The organism is Rhizomicrobium sp. (genome assembly GCA_037200045.1).
Taxonomy (GTDB): domain Bacteria; phylum Pseudomonadota; class Alphaproteobacteria; order Micropepsales; family Micropepsaceae; genus Rhizomicrobium.
The window spans coordinates 18,474-36,726 of sequence record JBBCHM010000003.1; the positions used below are offsets into that span (position 1 = coordinate 18,474).

Below are 18,253 nucleotides of genomic sequence, written 5' to 3' on the forward strand. Positions count from 1 at the left end.
TTCGCCGCGCTTGCACCTTTCCCGGCATGAATTAAGGGGAGGGGGGACGCCTTCGGGAGTCCGTCAAACAATTATCTTGCCGAAGCCGGCGCCAAGCGAGCAGCAAATGACAAAGTTCGACAAGTCCAAGCTTCCTTCCCGCCATGTCACCGAGGGGCCGGAGCGGGCGCCCCACCGCTCCTACTACTACGCCATGGGCCTGACCGAGGCGGAGATCCACCAGCCCTTCGTCGGCGTCGCCACCTGCTGGAACGAGGCCGCGCCCTGCAACATCGCGCTGATGCGCCAGGCGCAATCGGCCAAGAAGGGCGTGAAGGAGAACGGCGGCACGCCGCGCGAGTTCTGCACCATCACCGTCACCGACGGCATCGCGATGGGCCATGAAGGGATGAAGTCCTCGCTCGTCAGCCGCGAGGTCATCGCGGATTCGGTGGAGCTCACCATGCGTGGCCATTGCTATGACGCGCTGGTCGGCATCGCCGGCTGCGACAAATCCCTTCCCGGCATGATGATGTCGATGCTGCGGCTGAACGTGCCGTCGGTGTTCCTCTATGGCGGCTCGATCAAGCCGGGCCATTTCCGCGGCAAGGACGTCACCGTGGTCGATCTGTTCGAAGGCGTCGGCATGCATTCGGCCGGCAAGATGAGCGACGCCGACCTGCACGAGCTGGAATGCGTCGCCTGTCCCGGCGCCGGCGCCTGCGGCGGCCAGTTCACGGCGAACACCATGGCCTGCGTCGCCGAAGCGATCGGCCTGGCGCTGCCTTATTCCTCCGGCCCGCCGGCCGAAGTGCTCAGCCGCGACGATTTCGCGCTCCAGGCCGGCGAGGCGGTGATGGAATTGCTCGCCAAGAACATCCGCCCGCGCGACATCGCCACCCGCAAGGCGTTCGAGAACGCGGCCCGCGTCGTCGCCGCGACCGGCGGCTCGACCAACGCGGCGCTGCACCTGCCGGCGATGGCGAACGAGGCCGGCATCAAGTTCGACCTGTTCGACGTGGCCGAGGTGTTCCGCTCCACGCCCTATCTCGCGTCCCTCAAGCCCGGCGGCCAGTACGTCGCCAAGGACATGTGGGAGGCCGGCGGCGTGCCGATGCTGATGCGCGCGCTGCTCGACGGCGGCTTCCTGCACGGCGACTGCATGACCGTGACGGGCAAGACGGTGGCGGAGAATCTCAAGGACGTGACCTTCAATCCGCACCAGAAGGTGATGCGCGACACGACGAATCCGCTGGCGCCGACCGGCGGCGTCGTCGGCCTCAAGGGCAACCTCGCGCCGCAGGGCGGCATCGTGAAGGTCGCCGGCCTCAAGCACGTCCATCATCGCGGCCCGGCCCGCGTGTTCGAATGCGAAGAGGATTGCTTCGCCGCCGTCGAGCGCCGCGACTACAGGGAAGGCGACGTCCTCGTCATCCGCTACGAAGGCCCCAAGGGCGGCCCCGGCATGCGCGAAATGCTCTCGACCACCGCCGCGATCTACGGCCAGGGCGTGGAGAACATCGCGCTGATCACCGACGGCCGCTTCTCCGGCGCGACGCGCGGGCTGTGCGTCGGCCATATCGGGCCGGAAGCGGCCGATGGCGGTCCGATCGGCCTCCTCAAGGACGGCGACATCATCGTCATCGACGCCGACAAGGGCGAGATTTCGGTCGAACTCAGCGATGCCGAACTCGCCGAGCGCAGGAAGGCCTGGAAGCCGAAGGCGCCGGCCTTCAAGACCGGCGCGCTGGCGCGCTATGCCAAGAATGTCGGTCCCGCGCGCTACGGCGCTTTGACGACGCCCGGCGCGGACGAAGAAGTCCGCTGCTACGCGGATATCTAGGCATGCGCATCGCAAGAGGACTCTACGTCTCGGGATAGGGCGTGCCGTCCTTGTGCACGAACCGGCCGTCGGCGTTGGTGCTCATCATGTCGATGTCGGAGCAGATCGTGACGTCGGCTGGCGCGCGCGAGCCGACTTCGAGATAAACCGCCGTCGCGTCCGATTTGTTGATCAGGTGATGGCCGTTGCCGGTGCCTTTGGGAAAGGCCGCGCAGTCGCCGGCGCGCAGCACCGTCTCGCCGCCGTCCTCGACCAGCGTGAGTTCGCCGTCGAGCACATAGACGAATTCGTCTTCATGGCTGTGCCAGTGGCGCTGGCTCGACCAGTTGCCCGGCGGCAGGCGCATGAGATTGACCCCGAAATCGGTGAGCCCGCCGGCATTGCCCAGCCGCTGGCGGACGCGCTCGGCGCAGGGTGCGTTGAATTGCGGCGGATAGGAGGTGCCCTTGCGTTCCGGCACGGCGGCGATGTCGATCTTGGGCATGGCGGTCTTCCCCGGGGGGCGAGGTCGATTATGCCGCGGAACGCCTGCCGCTCAAGGCGGGCCGCGAGCGCCGCGGCCTGGTTGACGGCGGCCACGTTAACCCTGCCGGGTTGCGCCGTCTCGACTTGGCACAGGTCCTTGCGCCAAAGTCGAATGGGCAGGATCCGTTCGATGATGCGTGGGTACGGCTGGGATCACAGGGACGAGTTCGGCTGGTTCATGACCGCCGCGCTGGTGCCGCTGTCGCTTGCCCTGCTGGCGCTGATCGTCGTCCATTTGCTGGTCTACCGTTACGACGCCAAGCTGGCCGCCGGCGATTTCGATCCGCCGTCGCAAGCCGTGGAAGGCGAGGGCGCCACGATCCTCGGCGCCGCGATCGGCGATGTGCCGGACGATGCCAGTCTTGCCGCCCTCAAGAACGAACTCGACGACCGGTTTTACGGCCTTCCCTGGAAGCGCGCTTTGGTCTTGCGCAATCGCGGCAGCGCGCCGCTGACCATCCAGAGCCTGTTCTTCCCGTTCAACCGGCCGGCGGACGCGATGGGCTTCTGCCGCATCCTGGCCGACTACGCGCCGCATTGCGCCGCGGTCATCGCCTCGACCAACGACCTGGCGTCGCTCGACCGCCGTCCCGCGACGCTCACCGCCCTCGCGCGCCTCGGCATCGCGCCTTACACCGGCGGCGGCGCGACGAAGGTCGTGTACATCCCGTCGCCGCCGAAGACCGTGGTCGTGCACGATCCGGCGCTGCCGCCGAAGATCGTCTATGTGCCCGCGCCGGCAAAGACCGTGATCGTCCCCGCACCGCCGCCGAAGATCGTCTATCTGCCGGCGCCCGATAAGCCTTCGCCGCAAATTGCCGCCAATGCGCAGCCGCCGCTGAAGCTTCAGCCCGGCGTCGGCGCCGCCGATGTGCGCTATCCGGAAAACCAGATCTGGCTTTCCTCGGTCTACAAGCCGGGCGATACGCGGCTGACCGACATCGTCGGCGCCGGCGACGTGATGATGGGGAGCATCTCGACCGGCCTCAATCCGGCGCTCAAGCCCGGCGTGGACGTTGCAACGCTGGTCGGGGCCGACCTCGCCGGCATTTTCCGCCATGCCGATGTCGCCTTCGTCAATCTCGAAGGCCCGCTCTACGAAGGCGGCCAGGGCACCGGCAAGGATTGCGCCCAGTGCTTCGCGTTCCACGGGCCGACCTTCTATGCCGGCGTGCTGCGCAGCCTCGGCGTCGATGTCGTGAGCCTGGCCAACAACCATTCGGGCGATTATGGCGAAGCGGGCCGCGACTCGACGATGGCGGCGCTGCGCTCCAACGGCATCGCCTATGGCGGGCTCGACCGCGACGGCGCCCGCGACGGCGAGATGGTGCTGCCGAGCGGCAAGCGCGTCGCGCTGATCGCCTTCGCGCCCAACAACGGCACGCTGAACATCAACGACCTGACGCGGGCCGCCGCGCTGGTGCGCGACCTGAAGAAGACGCACGACCTCGTCATGGTCTCCTTCCATGGCGGCGGCGAGGGCTGGACCTATGTCCATGTCAAGCCGGGGCCGGAAACTTTCGTCGGCGAGAACCGCGGCAACGTCACCGCCTTCGCCCACACCGTGATCGACGCCGGCGCCGACATCGTGATCGGGCAGGGCCCGCATGTGCCGCGCGCCGTCGAGGTCTATCGCGGCCATCTCATCGCCTACAGCCTGGGAAATTTCTGGACCTATTCCGGCGTGCAGACCTACGCCGTATCCGGCCTCGGCCCGGTGCTCGAGGCCTGGGTCGCGCCCGACGGCGCCATCGCCGGCTTCACGATCCATTCGACGCGGCAGGCCGGGCTCGGCGTGCCGCATCTCGATCCGCTCGACGAGGCGTCGCGCTATATGCTGTACCTGACGCGCAGCGATTTCCCCGCCACGGCCGCGCTGCTGCAAGGCCACCGCAACATCGCCTCCACCGGTCCGACCGGCGGCGGTTCGTGAGGCGCGTGTGACGATCAAGCTCAAGGTCAACGGGATTGAGCACGAACTCGACATCGAGCCCGATGCGCCGCTGCTCTGGGTGATCCGCGACGAGCTCGGCCTCACCGGTACGAAATTCGGCTGTGGCATCGCGCAGTGCGGCGCCTGCACCGTGCATGTCGACGGCAACGCGCAGCGCAGCTGCGTCACGCCGGTGGGTTCGGTGGCGAATGCGGAGATCACCACCATCGAGGGCCTGAGCGCGGGCGGCCTCACGCCGGTGCAGCAGGCCTGGATCGATCATCAGGTGCCGCAATGCGGCTATTGCCAGTCGGGCATGATCATGGCGGTCAGCGCGCTGCTCAAGACCAATCCGCGGCCCAGCGACGACGATCTCGCCGCCGCGATCACCAATATCTGCCGCTGCGGGACCTACCCGCGCATCCGGGGCGCGGTGCGCGCGCTCGCGACGCGGAAGGCCTGACGCGATGGCCAGCACGCGCCGCATGGTCCTGCTCGGCGGCCTCGGCGCGACCGGCGCTCTCGTCGTCGGCTATGCCTTATGGCCGAGCCACCGGCTCGATCGGGCCGACGCGCTCGCCGCCAAGCCGAACGAGCGCTTCATCGCCAACTGGATCAAGATCGCCGCCGACGACACGGTCACCGTCGTCATACCCCATTGCGACATGGGCACCGGCATCTACACCGCGCTGTCGCAGATGGCGGCGGAAGAGCTCGACGCCGACTGGAGCAAGGTCAGGATAGAGGCCGCGCCGCCCGATCCCCTGTTCGCCAACGGCGCGCTGGCGGAAGGTTTCATCCTCGAAGGCCAGGGCCTCACGCCCGATTCCGTTCCGGCCTTCCTGCGCGGGGTGGTCGACAACGCCTTCCGCACCGCGGCGGCTTACGTGAACGTGCAGACGACGGGTGGCTCCTCGGCGGTCCGCTTCACCGGGGTCTACGGGATGCGCGTCGCCGGCGCGGCGGCGCGCGAGATGCTGGTCAAGGCCGCCGCCGCGCGCTGGAATGTCGATCCGCTGTCCTGCGCGACGAAAGCGAACCGGGTGTTTCACGCCGCCTCCGGCCGCAGCCTCGGCTACGGTTCGCTGGTCGCCGACGCCGCGACCTATACGCCGTCGTCCCATCCGTCGCTGAAGCCGAAGAGCCGCTACACCCTGGTCGGCAGGAACATCGCGCGCATCGACATCCCCAGGAAGGTCGACGGCACGACGACCTACGGCCTCGATGTCGTACAGCCCGGCATGCTCTACGCCGCGATCAAGATATCGCCGGTATTCGGCGGCACGCTGAAATCGGTCGATAGCGCCACCGCCGAAGCGGCGCGCGGCGTCGGGAAGGTCGTGCGATTGGACGATGCCGTCGTCGTCGTCGCCGACCGCTTCTGGCGCGCCCGCGACGCGGTCGCCGCGCTCGATCCGGTCTGGGACACCGCCGGCAGCGGCGTTGTGACATCGGCCGGAATTGCGAAGCGCCACGCCGCCGCGCTCGCCGGCAACGACCTCAAGAAGGACATCACCAAGGGCAACGGCGCCGGCGGCCTCCTGGGCAGCCGCGTCGTCGAGGCGACCTATACCGTGCCGTACCTGGCGCACGCCCCGATGGAGCCGATGAACGCGACGGCGCTGTGGAAGGACGGCGCGCTGGAAGTTTGGTCCGGCACCCAGGACGGCCTCGGCGCGCGCGCCTTCTGCGCCAGGACGGCCGGCGTTTCGCTCGACAAGGTGACCTATCACCTGATGCCGATGGGCGGCGGCTTCGGCCGGCGCCTTCCCGGCTTCTTCAATTTCCTCGAGCATGCGGTGAAGACCGCGGTGGCGATGCCGGGCACGCCGGTCAAACTGATCTACACCCGCGACCAGGACATGCAGCACGACTACTATCGCCCCAATGTCACGAGCCGTTTCAAGGGCGCGCTCGACGGCAAGGGCAACGTCGTCGCCTGGCTGAACGACTACACGACCGACGAGGGCGCGAACACCGAGGCGCACATCGTCTACGGCGTCCCCGATCAGGCGATCCGCACGGTGAAGGTCGCGACGCATGTACCGGTCGGCCCGTGGCGCAGCGTCGAGGCGTCGTGGCACGGCTTCTTTATCGAGAGCTTCGCCGACGAATTGGCGCACGCCGCCGGCAAGGACCCGCTCGAATTCCGCCATGCGCTGCTCGCGAATGCGCCACGGCATCTGAAGGTTCTCGACACCGTGGCCGAGAAGGCCGGCTGGGGCACGCCGATGGCGCCGGGGCGCGCGCGGGGCATCGCGATCTTCGAGTGCTTCCAGACTATCGTCGCCCATGTCGTGGAGATTACGGTCGGGCCCGGCGGCGCGCTCAAGGTCGATCGCATCGTCTCCGCCGTCGATGCCGGCATGGCGGTGAACCCGGACGGGCTGACCGCGCAGATCGAAGGCGGTATCGTCTTCGGCCTCACCGCCGCGCTGAACGGCGAGATCACCATCGACCAGGGCGCCGTCGTCCAGGCGAACTTCCCGGACTATGAGATGGTGCGGCTGGCCGATTGCCCGAAGATCGAGGTCCACCTGATCGAAAGCGACGCGCCCCTGGGCGGCGGCGGAGAGCCGGGCGTGCCGCCGGTCGCGCCCGCCCTGGCCAACGCCATTTTCGCGGCGACCGGCATCCGCATCCGCGACCTGCCGGTTCGCAACCACAACCTGGCCCTGGCCGCGCGTTAGCCATGTTTGCCGCGCCCGCCTTGTTGCGGTCGGCGCCGACCTCTAGAGTTGTACCGGATCAGGACATGGTCGGTTCAAGGGGTTGGGCGCGATGCGGTTTTGGAGGTTCATCGCCGGCGCGGCATTCGCCGCGGCGATGATCGGCACGGCGTCGGCGCAACAGGCCGGCGACGACCGCATCGCGCTGTTCCAGCCCAAGAACATCTTCAATTCCGGCCTGCGCCACGCCCATGTCGTGGCGCTCACCTTCGACGACGGCCCCAACGCCAACACGCCCGCGGTGCTCGACGCGCTGAAGGCGCTGAACGTGAAGGCGACGTTCTTCATCGTCGGCGAGATGGCGCGGCGCTATCCCGACATCCTGGCGCGCATCGCCGCCGAGGGGCACCTGCTCGCCAACCACAGCGCGACGCATCCGCTGCTGAACCGGCGCTTCGACGCCGATCCGGAACGGCTCATCAGCCAGATTCGTGTCGTGCACGACCTGATCGCGCCGCTGATGAAGCCGACCGACAAATTCTATTTCCGCGCGCCCTATGGCGCGTGGCGCGCCGCGCATGCCGATATCCTCAACGCCGATCCGATCCTGCGCAACTATGTGGGGCCGATCTATTGGGAGAATGGCGGCGAGATCTCGATGACCGGCGACGGCTATGTGATGAGCGCGGCGGACTGGAGCTGCTGGCACCATGGCTGGTCGGCGGAGACCTGCGCCAAGGGCTATCTGCGCGAGATCCGCCGGCACGACGGCGGCGTGGTGCTGATGCATTGCGTGCACCGCCAGTCCGGCGCGCTGGTCGAGGCCGTGGTGCCGGCGCTGATCGAGGAAGGCTACCGCTTCGCCCGCCTCGACGAGGTGCCGCAATACAAGCAGTACGAGACGCCGCCGGCCAACGCGACCGTCGCCGACGCCGCCCGCCAGCCGATGCGCTATGCTGACTTCACCCCGCCGCTGAAGGTGAAGTAGCGCGCCTGTCATTCCCGGCGGGCGCAGATAGGTCGTCGGGCCGAAGCCGGTGTCGCGGCTGAGCGACCACGCCCTGATCTTGCCTTCGGTTAAAACCGCGCCTTGAGGGCAGGGGCGCCCGACTCGAAGCTCACGAAGTCCGGCGTCACGCGCCCCGCCAGCCCCATCAGGCCGGCAAGCGCGCTTTCGGCGATGCTCACTTACCGCCTCCGGCCGGCGGCGGCGGGGCGGCCGGCTTGGCGCGGCCGTCCTGCGCCGCCTGGAGCACGCGCAGCACATTGCCGCTCCATATCTTGCGCAGGTCGTCCTCGCGATAGCCTTCCTTGAGCAGCCGCGCGGTGATCTTCCAATTGTCGGCGCAATCCTCCAGGCCGGTGACGCCGCCGCCGCCGTCCCAGTCGGCGCCGACGCCGACATGCTCCGGCCCCACCAGCTTCAGCGCGTGCAGCATGTGCGCCATGTAGTCGTCGAAGGTCGCGCGCGGCTGCGGATATTTCGCGCCCAGCGCCTTCATCGCGGCGCCGGCTTCCGCCACCGCCTTCCGCGCATCGGCCGGCGACAGGTCGGCCAGCCCGCGCAGCTTGCCGTAGATCGCGCCGAACGCCTTCTCGCGCTCCGGATTGTCCGGCACGGTGATCAGATAGGCGCTCAGCGAATTGATCTGGATGACCCCGCCGATGTCGGCGAGCCGCTTCAGCCGCGCGTCGTCGATGTTGCGCGGATGGTCGTGCACCGCGCGGCAGCCGGAATGCGACAGGATGACCGGCGTCCTGGAGCCCGCTGCCATCTGGTCGAACACGTCGTCGGAGGAATGCGAGGCGTCGGGCACGATGCCCAGTTCGTTGCACAGCGCCAGCCAGTCATGGCCCATCGGCGACAGGCCCTTCCAGGTGCGGCTCTTGTCGGTGGCGGAATCGCCGAGCTGGTTGTCCTTGAAATGGATCGGCCCCGCCATGCGAGCGCCGAGCGCATAGAAGCCGCGCAGCAGCGTGACGTCGGTCCCCAGCGGATAGGAATTCTCGATCGACTGGTAGACGATCCGCTTGCCCTTGCCCGCGATGCGCGCGGCGTCGCCCGGCTTGAAGGCGAGCTCGAAATGCGCGCCGTTCTTCGCCACCATCTCGCGGATCTCCGCGGCGCGCAGCAGCGCCGCGTCGCGCGCCGCCATCATGCCGTCCGGTGTCAGCGGTCCCTGCGGCGTGTAGATCGCGAAGAACCCGCCGTCGAGCCCGCCTTCGACCATGCGCGGATAATCGACCTGGCTGAATTGCGCCGCCGTATGGCGCTGCATGATGTCCCAGCCGGGCCGCGCGAAATTCGCCGGTGTGTCGAGATGGGTGTCGAGGCAGACCAGCTTCTGGTGCAGCGCCCGCGCGGCGGCGTCCGCTCCGGTCCGCGGTTTGGCGATGGCGGGCGCCGCCGCGAGGGCCGCGCCCGTTGCCAGCATCGTCCTGCGGGTGAGCATGTTCGGCCTGTCCTCTCAGCGCACGGGCATCGGCTTGGGCGCCGGCGCGAAGACCGCGCGGCCGGTCTCGCGGACATCGCCGCGCCCGATCGCGCCCTCCACGATTTCATAGCCCATCAGCGCGAAGGTACGGTCGCCCAGGAAGATCGGCCGCGCATTGCCGTACCAGTCGGTGCAGGAGGCGACGCAGGCATCGTCCGCGACGCCCTTCAGGCTGGCCGTGAGTTCGCCCAGGCCGACGAATTTTCCGCCGCTGCGCCGCAGGAACAGCATGGCCGCGGAACTGTCGGTCAATTGCCGGTAAGCCGGATCGGCGGCGGTGGTGACCGGCAAGCCGAGCACACCGTCGCCCCGATCGCCTTCGGGCTTGAAGAAAAACCCGTGGCTGCGGGTTTCGCCCTGCGCCGCGGCCTTCAGCACATAGCGGTCGCCGAGCACCGGCGCCTGGCCGCCCAACGCGACGGCCGAGAAATAGACGTTCTTGTCGTCGCCGCCGATCACCACCGCGTCGCCGCCCATCGCCTCGATCCGGTCGACGCCGTGCGGCAGCGTCAGCGCCGCCGCCTCGCCGCCACGGAGCGGCGCGGCGATCACCGTGGTGTCGAAGGACGCGGGCGTGCCCCAGCCATTGCCCTCGCCATAGAGCACATAGTCGCCGACGAAGCGGTCGTGGAAGTCGTAGCCGCCCCGGCTCGCCGGCAGGCCCCGATAATGCCGTTCGCTCACCGCCTCGCCGCCGTCGCCGAACAGCGACAGCGGAAGCCGCAGCAGCGCGACCGCGCCGCGCGAATGCTCCGGCGCCCACATCCAGTCGCCGCGGCCGTCCTCGCGCACCAGCACGTTCAGCATCGCGCCGTCCTGGCGGAAGGCGAACTGGTCCACCGGCGCGCCGCGCACGCGCGCCGCCCGCGGCGCCCCGCCGTCGAGCGGCAGGCGATAGAGCAGGGACCCGGCGCGCCCGTCCTGTTTCTCGTCTCCCCACCAGGGCGACAGCCAGACATAGACCGCGTCCGTCGACACATAGAACGTCCGGTTCGCGGGCCCGAACACGCCGGTCGCCTTGCAGCGCAGCACCGGGGCGGCGGTGTCGCAGGAAACCACCGTGTGCATCGCCTCGATCAGGTCGATCGGCAGCGTCGGCGGCAGGTAGATCTCGTGCGCCGTTCCGATCCGCTCGAAGCTGGGCGCCGCGCCCTTGCCGTTCCAGCGGCGCAGCGCGGGCAGCACCACGGAAAGGCTTTGGGACTCGTCGTAGGGCAGGTAATGCGGCGAATAGAGGATCAGCCGCGTGCCGATCATCCGCGAGGCGTAATTGCGCGACGAATAATAGTCGTTCGACCGAAGCTGATAGGCGTCCTCGAAGGCGAGGTGTCCCGCCGGGTCGATGTGGAAACGGTTGATCTGCGTGCCGCCGCGCTCATAGCTGTAGCCGATCACGACGATCCGGTCCTTGGCGATCAGCATCTCGTCGTACCAGTCGCCGCGCGCGTCGAGGCCGGGCGGATAGGCGTCGATCGAATCCACCGGCTTCATCGCGCCGCCGGCGAGCGAGACGGTGAACAGCCGGCCGCGCCGAAGGATCACCAGCGTATCGCCGTGCTGCTTGACGATGTCTCCCTCGTCGACGCCGGTTTCCTGGTTGTTGGTGATGCTGCCGGGCGCGGTCGCGACCATGACGGATTCTATCGCCGAGCCCGGCGCCGGCGGCGCCGGTGGCGGAGGAGGGGGCGGCGGCAGGGGCCGTTTGAGCCGCTTGAGATAGCCCTGCAATTGCGCTTCGGAGGAGAACGCGGTGAGCGCGCCGGCGGCCTGCGCCGCAAAGGCAATTCCGCTCAGGCCGACGGCGAGAAGCGCCATGGCAATTGTTTTTCGCACGCGACTGGATAACAGCATCGGCCCCACGCTTCCGGCTGGATTGAACCCTGCGCCGGACCTAATCCGGAATTCAAGCACAAATGGGGCGGCGGAAGGCGTGCGGAGCGACGCCCTTGCGGTCCTTGCTGGACCGTCACCCACGAGCATGTTAGCGAGCGATCCCAGTCGGATGGGTGGCCGAGCGGTTTAAGGCACCGGTCTTGAAAACCGGCGTGGCGGCGACGTCACCGTGAGTTCGAATCTCACCCCATCCGCCACCCCTTCGGGTGGCGGGCCAAGCTGAACTCCCGAATTCGTTCCGCAAGCGATCTAAAAACCCAACGTCGCCTTCATGCTCGCGCCGCGCTCGCGGCGTTGAGCGCCGGCCGGTCCTCGCCTATCGTGTCCGCCGTCCTTCGGCTTGATTCGAGACAATGATCCGCAACGCGCGCCGGCTTCTCGCCGTGGCTTCGCTGGCCGTCCTGGCGGCTGCCTGCGCCAGCACGCCGGAGCCCGGCGTGAGCGTCCCGCCCAATGCCGGCGTCTACAAGATCGGCCAGCCCTATCAGATCGACGGCACCTGGTATTACCCCAAGGAACAGCCCGACTATGACGAGACCGGCGTCGCCTCCTGGTACGGCCCGACCTTCTACGGCCATCGCACCGCGAACGGCGAGGTCTACACCGCCGGCGATCTGACCGCCGCGCATCGCACGCTGCCGCTGCCGGTGAATGTCCGCGTCACCAATCTCGACAACGGCAAGACCATCGTGGTGCGCGTCAACGACCGCGGCCCCTTCGCCAAGGGACGCATCATCGACCTGTCGGAGCGCGCCGCCGATCTTCTGGGCTACAAGCAGCAGGGCACGGCGCGGGTCCGCGTGACCTTCGTCGGGCGCGCCGACCTGCAGGGCGGGCGGCCGCCGCCGGACGAGACGCCGCCGGAAATCGCTTCCGCGGTTCCCGCCGCGCCGACCCGGGCGGTCGCCAGCGCCGCGCTCGGCGCCGTGCCGGGCACCGCCGTCGCGCCGCCGATCACCAACACCGATCTTCCGCCGCCGCCGCCGATCCGCGGCGCCGATGTCGCGGTCGTGACCGAGCCGACCGGCATCGTCAGCCGGGTTCCGGTTCCCGGCGTCACCCACCTCTACGTCCAGGCCGGCGCCTTCAGCAACTACCAGAACGCCGTGCGGCTGCAGGCCCGCGTCGGCGGCGGCTTGCAGATCTCGTCGGTGGTGCAGAACGGGCGCACGCTCTACCGCGTCCGGCTGGGGCCGTTCGACGATGTGGGCGAGGCCGATTCCGCGTTGGCCCGCGTCGAGAGCCTTGGTAGTAACGACGCGCAAATCGTCGTCGACCGCTAGTTCCAAACGGAGTCGCCTATATGAGGTATCGCCTGCTCGGCGCGCTGTTCCTGCTGCTGGCCGCCGCCGCGCCCGCCGCGGCGGAGATCACCACTTCGGGAAACCACGCCATCCTGATGGACGCGCAGACGGGCCAGGTGCTGTGGGCCAAGGACGCCTTCACGCCGATGCCGCCGGCCTCGATGAGCAAACTGATGACCATCGAGATGCTGTTCAAGCGGATCCAGGACGGCCGCGTGAAGCTCACCGACACCTTCCCGGTGTCGGAGCGGGCGTGGCGCGAGCGCTCCGGCTCGGAGTGCTTCGTCAATGTCGGCGACCGCATGTCGGTCGAGAACCTCATCCAGTGCATCATCGTCGTGTCGGGCAACGACTCGACCATCGTCGTGGCCGAAGCGCTCGGCGGCACGGTGGAAGGCTTCGTCGGCATGATGAACCAGCGGGCGCGCGAGCTCGGCCTCAACCAGTCGCATTTCGTCAATCCCGATGGTCTCGACGTGCCGGCGGGCCAGATGATGTCCGCCTTCGACCTCGCCAAGCTGGCGCGCCACATCATCGTCGATTATCCCGCGCTCTATCACTTCTTCGGCGAGAAGGACTTCATCTGGAGCAACATCCACCAGCCCAACCGCAATCCCGTGCTGTTCAACACGCCTGGCGCCGACGGCCTGAAGACCGGCCATATCGCGGCCTCCGGCTACGGCCTCGTCGCCTCGGCGCGGCGCGGCGCACAGCGCATCATCCTGGTCGTCAGCGGCCTCGCCTCGGAGAAGGACCGGGCGGACGAGGGCGCCCGCCTGATCGAGATCGGCTTTCGCGAATTCCGCCGCTACGATTTGTTCAAGCCCGGCGACACGGTGGCGACGGCGGACGTGTTCGGCGGCGCCGACAAGACCGTGCCGCTCACCGTGAAGGCGCCGGTCGCGATCACGCTCCAGGTCGACTCGCGGCCGGGCATGAAGGTCTCGGTGAAATACACCGCGCCGCTGAAGGCGCCCCTGGCGCAGGGCCAGCAGGTCGGAACGCTCGTCGTCACCGCGCCGGACTTTCCCGGCCTGACCGTTCCGCTTTATGTCGCCCATCCGGTCGACCAGATCGGCATTTTCGGCCGCATGATCCAGGGTATCCGCGCGCTGTTCGGCGGCAAATGAAGCGGCGGGCGCGTTTCGTCACGCTCGAAGGCGGCGACGGCTCCGGCAAATCGACCCAGATCAAGCGCCTGGTCGCGGCGCTGGAAAAGCGCGGCGTCGACGTCGTCGCCACGCGCGAGCCGGGCGGTTCGCCGGGCGCCGAGGACATCCGCAAGCTGGTGCTCAACGGCGATCCCAAGCGCTGGGACGCGTTGACCGAGAGCCTGCTGATGTTCGCCGCGCGATCCGACCATGTCGCGCGCACGATCAAGCCGGCGCTGGCGGACGGCAAATGGGTCGTCTGCGACCGCTTTACCGATTCCACCTATGCCTATCAGGGCGCCGGCCACGGCCTGGCGCGCGAGACGATCCGCCGGATGGAAACCCTGGTGCTCGACGGCTTCCGCCCCGACCTGACGCTGATCCTCGACATCCCGGTCGAGATCGGGCTGGCCCGCACCGCCGGCCGCTCCAAGGACATGCGCTTCGAGGCTTTCGACCTCGCCTTCCATGAGCGCATGCGCCAGGCCTTCCTCGCCATCGCGCGCCGCGACCCCGAGCGCTGCGTCGTGATCGATGCGGCCATCGATATGGACGCGCTGGCCACCGCGATCTGGCGGGCCGTCGCGGGACGGTTCAAGTTGTGAATTGAGCACCTATTCCCATTATTTCCGCCGTCATCGCCGGGCTTGTCCCGGCGACCCATGAACACCTCCGCCGATCGTGCTAAGGGATGGCCGGCACAGGGCCGGCCATGACGGATTTTGGATGGTTGGTAAGTAGCTTGGATCATCGATCATGGCGCCGCGCGCGAAGAGCAAATCCGAAGACATCCCCGAGACCGACCGCGTCGAGGGTTTCGCGCACCCGCGCGAGACGCTGCGTCTCGTCGGCCAGGACGCCGCCTTGGCCCGCGCCGCGCGCGCGATCCGGGGCGGGCATCCGCCGGGCGCCTGGCTGATCACCGGTCCGCCGGGCATCGGCAAGGCGACGCTCGCCTATCGCATCGCGCGTTACGTCCTTGCCCATGGCGCGACCGCGGACGGTCCCGAAGATCTTTCGGTTCCCGAGCGCGAAGCCAATGCGATCCGGATCGCCGTCGCCGCGCATCCGGGCCTTCTCGTCCTCAAGCGCGGCCTCAACGAGTCCGGCAAGCTGATGAGCGATCTGTCGGTCGGCGTCGTGCGCAAGCTCTCCGGCTTCTTCGGCATGACCTCGGGCGCCGGCGGCTGGCGCGTCGCCATCGTCGACACCGCCGACGACATGAACGATGCCGCCGCCAACGCGCTGCTCAAGATGCTGGAGGAGCCGCCGCCGCGCGCCATGCTGCTGCTGCTCAGCAATGTACCGGGCCGGCTGCTGCCGACCATCCGCTCGCGCTGCCAGCGCCTCGACCTGCGCCCGCTCGACGCGGCGCTGCTGGAAGCCGAGCTGGAGCGGCTGCTGCCCAACACCGGCGCCGCCGAACGCGCCGCGCTCGCGCGCCTGGCCGGCGGCTCGATCGGCATGGCGCTGCGCCTCGCCTGCGGCGACAGCGTGGCGCTCGCCCGCGAGGCCGACAACCTGCTCGACCGCGCCGCGGTGCCGGACGTCGCCGCGATCCTGGCGCTCGGCGACAAGCTCTACCGCGTCACCGACGGGCTTGCGAGCTTCGGCGAATTCCTCGCCGAAGCGCTGACGGCGCGCATCCGCGCCCGTGCGCTGCAAGGCGGCGTGCATCTCGACCGCTGGGTCGAATGCCTGAACCGGCTGAACGCCACCTTCGCGCGCACCGCCGCGCTCAATCTCGAGCCGCGCCAGACGCTCCTGAGCGCCGCCGGGCAGCTGGCGCAGGCGCGCCGCCGGGCAGGGGCCCTCTGACCATGCTCGTCGACAGCCATTGCCATCTCGACTTCCCCGAATTCGCGGCCGAACTCGACGCGGTCGTGGCGCGGGCGAAGGACGCGGGCGTCGGGGTCTGCGTCAGCATCGGCACCACGCTGGCCAAATTCCCCGGCGTGCGCGCGGTGGCCGAACGCTTCGACGATGTGTGGTGCTCCGTCGGCGTGCATCCGCACGAAGCCAAGGACGAGCTGCTCGACGGTCCGGGCCCGCTGATCGAAGCGGCGCGCCATCCCAAAGTGGTCGGCATCGGCGAGACCGGCCTCGACTATTTCTACGAGCACAGCCCGCGCGCCGAACAGGTCGCGAATTTCCGTGAGCATATCGACGCCGCGCGGCGGACCGGGCTTCCCGTCATCGTCCACACCCGCGACGCCGACGACGAGACCATCGCGGTGCTGCGCGAGGAAATGGCGGCCAAGCCCTTCACCGGCCTGATCCACTGCTTCACCGGCACGCAGCGCCTGGCCGACGCGGCGGTCGAACTCGGGATGTTCATCTCGGTCTCCGGCATCGCGACGTTCAAGAAGTCCGACGACTTGCGCGCCGTCCTCAAGACCGTGCCGCTGGAGCGCCTGCTGGTCGAGACCGATGCCCCCTTCCTCGCGCCCATTCCCTTTCGCGGCAAGCGCAACGAACCGGCCTTCGTCGTGAACACGGCGGCGCTGCTGGCTGGGCTCAAAGGCGTGAGCGCCGACGCGCTGGCCGCCGCGACGACGGACAACTTCTTCCGCCTGTTCACCAAGGTGCGGAGGCCGGGATGACCCTCCGCGTCACCATCCTCGGCTGCGGCTCCTCCGGCGGCGTGCCGCGCATCGGGGGCGCGGACGGCGCGGGCTTCTGGGGCGCCTGCGATCCGGCCAACCCGAAGAACCGCCGCCGCCGCTGTTCCATCCTAGTGACGCGCACCGCCGCCGCCGGCGCCACGCGGGTCCTGGTCGACACCGCGCCCGACATGCGCGAGCAGTTGATCGACGCCCATGTCTCCACGCTCGACGGCGTCCTCATCACCCACGACCATGCCGACCAGCTCCACGGCCTGGACGATCTGCGCATGGTGGCGCTGAACATGCGCCGGCGTGTCGACGTCTACGCGGACGCGATCGCCTATGAGGGCGTGCTGGCGCGGTTCGGCTATTGCTTCGTGCAGCCGGCCGGCAGCGACTATCCGCCGATCCTCAACGCCATCCAGATCGCCGAGCCTTTCACGCCGTTCGCGATCGAAGGGAAGGGCGGTCCGGTCCCGGTGCTCGCCTTCCACCAGGGCCATGGCCGCATCCGCAGCCTCGGTTTCCGGTTCGGGCCGATCGCCTATTCGAGCGACGTCGACGCGCTGGACGACGCGGCCTTCGCCGCGCTCGACGGCGTGGAGTGCTGGATCGTCGACGCGCTGCGCTACACGCCGCATCCCAGCCACGCCCATGTCGCGCGCACGCTGGAATGGATCGCCCGCGTGAAGCCGCGCCGCGCCATCCTGACCAACATGCATGTCGACCTCGACTACGCGACGCTGGCCGCCGAACTGCCGCCGGGCATCGAGCCGGCCTATGACGGGATGGTGGTGACGATTGCGTAAGGACACCTGCTGTGCGGGCGTCAGGATGCCATGTTGAGATGCGCGGCAATTCCGATGGTGACTGCCAGCTTGTCCTGTGCCGGTAGCGATTTGGCCTTTGGAATATAGTCGAGGAGTTCCCGCAGGAATTCGTCGGAAACCCGACAAGCCATCTTGTGTTTTCTGGGCAGATCTCTTCTTTGGATGACCCGCGACAGCGAGATATAGCTCATTTCACGCGAGAGGCCGGGGCAACGATGCCTTGGGAGTTCGAAATCGAATGGATAGCCATCGCTGCAAACGAATAGATGCAACCCAGCATGGGCGTCGACGCAAAGATGGTATTTGAAGCTTCCGCCGTCGTCGCCCGGATTCACGACATCTTCAGTCCAGAAGCCCACGACGTCCCCAACGCCGAACATCACACGCTATGGCGAGAGATGTAGATCAAGTTCTCGACCTGCTCGTCATTGGCGCCGAGAAGCTGCATCTTGATCTGTGCGCGCTCGGCATCACCGCGACGCTTCCAAGCCTCTTCATAAGCCGGGTCTTGATGCGTTAAGCGCCGTATCTGACTGAAGTCGAGCAACTGCACCGTTCCTGCGGCTTCGTTGAGCAGCTCCATGTCGGTCTCCGACAGAAGTTGTTTGTTTGCCTTTCGGCGTGCGCCTATGAACTTCTGGATTTTCGGGTTATCGCGGTCCGGCACGGAAATCCATGGACGCTCCTCACCGAACTCCTTCTTGAAATCGAAAGTCGGTTTCAACGCGTCATAGGTGAATGACGGCACCGGCCCATCCTTCAGCGCGTAGTAGGTATCGAAGGTGACCGGGCGTCCGTACCGCACAAGGTGGGACTTGTCCGCCAGAAACACCGATTTCACGATATCGTACTGTGAAAACCCGACGAAATTCTCCAGAATATAGAGGATGCTTTCGACGACCTTCCGTTTGTCGACTTTAAGGGTCGGAAACTTGTCGGGGTTGGCTTTCATCGAGTTCACCGGCGCAGCTAGGGGCGAGGACGTGCGCTGCGGAAATATCGCACGATTCCGACGCTCCGGGGAG

The 18,253-nt window shown here is 68.0% G+C and carries 16 protein-coding genes and 1 tRNA gene; 12 read left to right on the forward strand and 5 right to left on the reverse strand.

Going from position 1 to position 18,253, the window contains the following annotated elements; genetic code table 11:
• The first annotated feature begins 106 nt into the window (after positions 1–106).
• Complete coding sequence (gene ilvD / locus WDM86_22675) at positions 107–1,822, forward strand: dihydroxy-acid dehydratase (GenBank protein MEI9992822.1); 1,716 nt, start codon at positions 107–109, stop codon at positions 1,820–1,822.
• Between the two features lie 22 nt (positions 1,823–1,844).
• On the opposite strand, the gene WDM86_22680 is transcribed toward ilvD, so the two are convergent.
• Positions 1,845–2,306, reverse strand: a complete 462-nt coding sequence (locus WDM86_22680; GenBank protein MEI9992823.1) for a cupin domain-containing protein — start codon at positions 2,304–2,306, stop codon at positions 1,845–1,847.
• Between the two features lie 171 nt (positions 2,307–2,477).
• Between WDM86_22680 and WDM86_22685 the strand changes: the two genes are divergently transcribed.
• From WDM86_22685 to WDM86_22700, 4 genes are all read left to right on the forward strand, one after another.
• A complete protein-coding gene (locus WDM86_22685; protein MEI9992824.1) occupies positions 2,478–4,280 on the forward strand; it encodes a CapA family protein in 1,803 nt (600 codons plus the stop codon).
• Between the two features lie 7 nt (positions 4,281–4,287).
• On the forward strand, positions 4,288–4,743 hold the full coding sequence (locus tag WDM86_22690) for a (2Fe-2S)-binding protein (GenBank protein ID MEI9992825.1): 456 nt from the start codon (positions 4,288–4,290) through the stop codon (positions 4,741–4,743).
• A gap of 4 nt (positions 4,744–4,747) precedes the next feature.
• A complete protein-coding gene (locus WDM86_22695) occupies positions 4,748–6,970 on the forward strand; it encodes a molybdopterin cofactor-binding domain-containing protein (protein ID MEI9992826.1) in 2,223 nt (740 codons plus the stop codon).
• A 91-nt stretch (positions 6,971–7,061) separates the two neighbouring features.
• Entirely contained in the window at positions 7,062–7,937 is an 876-nt protein-coding gene (locus tag WDM86_22700) for a polysaccharide deacetylase family protein (protein MEI9992827.1), read from the forward strand.
• 196 nt (positions 7,938–8,133) lie between these two features.
• On the opposite strand, the gene WDM86_22705 is transcribed toward WDM86_22700, so the two are convergent.
• Positions 8,134–9,402 (reverse strand): dipeptidase, encoded by a 1,269-nt coding sequence (locus WDM86_22705; protein ID MEI9992828.1) that lies wholly within the window; start codon positions 9,400–9,402, stop codon positions 8,134–8,136.
• 15 nt (positions 9,403–9,417) lie between these two features.
• Entirely contained in the window at positions 9,418–11,259 is a 1,842-nt protein-coding gene (locus WDM86_22710; protein ID MEI9992829.1) for a beta-propeller domain-containing protein, read from the reverse strand.
• 185 nt (positions 11,260–11,444) lie between these two features.
• Between WDM86_22710 and WDM86_22715 the strand changes: the two genes are divergently transcribed.
• From WDM86_22715 to WDM86_22745, 7 genes are all read left to right on the forward strand, one after another.
• Positions 11,445–11,534: transfer RNA gene (locus tag WDM86_22715), tRNA-Ser, on the forward strand.
• A gap of 156 nt (positions 11,535–11,690) precedes the next feature.
• Entirely contained in the window at positions 11,691–12,620 is a 930-nt protein-coding gene (locus WDM86_22720; protein MEI9992830.1) for a septal ring lytic transglycosylase RlpA family protein, read from the forward strand.
• A 20-nt stretch (positions 12,621–12,640) separates the two neighbouring features.
• A complete protein-coding gene (locus tag WDM86_22725; GenBank protein ID MEI9992831.1) occupies positions 12,641–13,771 on the forward strand; it encodes a D-alanyl-D-alanine carboxypeptidase family protein in 1,131 nt (376 codons plus the stop codon).
• The gene (gene tmk / locus WDM86_22730; protein MEI9992832.1) at positions 13,768–14,397 is read left to right on the forward strand and encodes a dTMP kinase; all 630 of its coding nucleotides are present in this window, start codon (positions 13,768–13,770) and stop codon (positions 14,395–14,397) included. The genes WDM86_22725 and tmk overlap by 4 nt, the downstream gene beginning before the upstream one ends.
• Positions 14,398–14,548: 151 nt before the next feature.
• A complete protein-coding gene (locus tag WDM86_22735; GenBank protein MEI9992833.1) occupies positions 14,549–15,610 on the forward strand; it encodes a DNA polymerase III subunit delta' in 1,062 nt (353 codons plus the stop codon).
• Positions 15,611–15,612: 2 nt separating this feature from the next.
• The gene (locus tag WDM86_22740) at positions 15,613–16,395 is read left to right on the forward strand and encodes a TatD family hydrolase (GenBank protein MEI9992834.1); all 783 of its coding nucleotides are present in this window, start codon (positions 15,613–15,615) and stop codon (positions 16,393–16,395) included.
• Positions 16,392–17,207, forward strand: coding sequence for an MBL fold metallo-hydrolase (locus tag WDM86_22745; GenBank protein ID MEI9992835.1), 816 nt, complete (start codon positions 16,392–16,394; stop codon positions 17,205–17,207). Before WDM86_22740 ends, WDM86_22745 begins: the two co-directional genes overlap by 4 nt.
• Before the next feature lie 20 nt (positions 17,208–17,227).
• On the opposite strand, the gene WDM86_22750 is transcribed toward WDM86_22745, so the two are convergent.
• Together WDM86_22750 and WDM86_22755 are read right to left on the reverse strand one after the other, a co-directional pair.
• Positions 17,228–17,587 (reverse strand): hypothetical protein, encoded by a 360-nt coding sequence (locus WDM86_22750; protein ID MEI9992836.1) that lies wholly within the window; start codon positions 17,585–17,587, stop codon positions 17,228–17,230.
• Between the two features lie 20 nt (positions 17,588–17,607).
• Positions 17,608–18,180, reverse strand: coding sequence for a Panacea domain-containing protein (locus WDM86_22755; GenBank protein MEI9992837.1), 573 nt, complete (start codon positions 18,178–18,180; stop codon positions 17,608–17,610).
• Positions 18,181–18,253 lie beyond the last annotated feature (73 nt).

Excerpts from the sequence above, each read along its gene's own strand:
- ilvD (MEI9992822.1), top strand. The coding sequence starts at position 107 with ATGACAAAGTTCGACAAGTCCAAGCTTCCTTCCCGCCATGTCACCGAG.
- WDM86_22680 (MEI9992823.1), bottom strand. The coding sequence starts at position 2,306 with ATGCCCAAGATCGACATCGCCGCCGTGCCGGAACGCAAGGGCACCTCC.
- WDM86_22685 (MEI9992824.1), top strand. The coding sequence starts at position 2,478 with ATGATGCGTGGGTACGGCTGGGATCACAGGGACGAGTTCGGCTGGTTC.
- WDM86_22695 (MEI9992826.1), top strand. The coding sequence starts at position 4,748 with ATGGCCAGCACGCGCCGCATGGTCCTGCTCGGCGGCCTCGGCGCGACC.
- WDM86_22700 (MEI9992827.1), top strand. The coding sequence starts at position 7,062 with ATGCGGTTTTGGAGGTTCATCGCCGGCGCGGCATTCGCCGCGGCGATG.
- WDM86_22705 (MEI9992828.1), bottom strand. The coding sequence starts at position 9,402 with ATGCTCACCCGCAGGACGATGCTGGCAACGGGCGCGGCCCTCGCGGCG.
- WDM86_22710 (MEI9992829.1), bottom strand. The coding sequence starts at position 11,259 with ATGGCGCTTCTCGCCGTCGGCCTGAGCGGAATTGCCTTTGCGGCGCAG.
- WDM86_22720 (MEI9992830.1), top strand. The coding sequence starts at position 11,691 with ATGATCCGCAACGCGCGCCGGCTTCTCGCCGTGGCTTCGCTGGCCGTC.
- WDM86_22725 (MEI9992831.1), top strand. The coding sequence starts at position 12,641 with ATGAGGTATCGCCTGCTCGGCGCGCTGTTCCTGCTGCTGGCCGCCGCC.
- tmk (MEI9992832.1), top strand. The coding sequence starts at position 13,768 with ATGAAGCGGCGGGCGCGTTTCGTCACGCTCGAAGGCGGCGACGGCTCC.
- WDM86_22735 (MEI9992833.1), top strand. The coding sequence starts at position 14,549 with ATGGCGCCGCGCGCGAAGAGCAAATCCGAAGACATCCCCGAGACCGAC.
- WDM86_22740 (MEI9992834.1), top strand. The coding sequence starts at position 15,613 with ATGCTCGTCGACAGCCATTGCCATCTCGACTTCCCCGAATTCGCGGCC.
- WDM86_22745 (MEI9992835.1), top strand. The coding sequence starts at position 16,392 with ATGACCCTCCGCGTCACCATCCTCGGCTGCGGCTCCTCCGGCGGCGTG.
- WDM86_22755 (MEI9992837.1), bottom strand. The coding sequence starts at position 18,180 with ATGAAAGCCAACCCCGACAAGTTTCCGACCCTTAAAGTCGACAAACGG.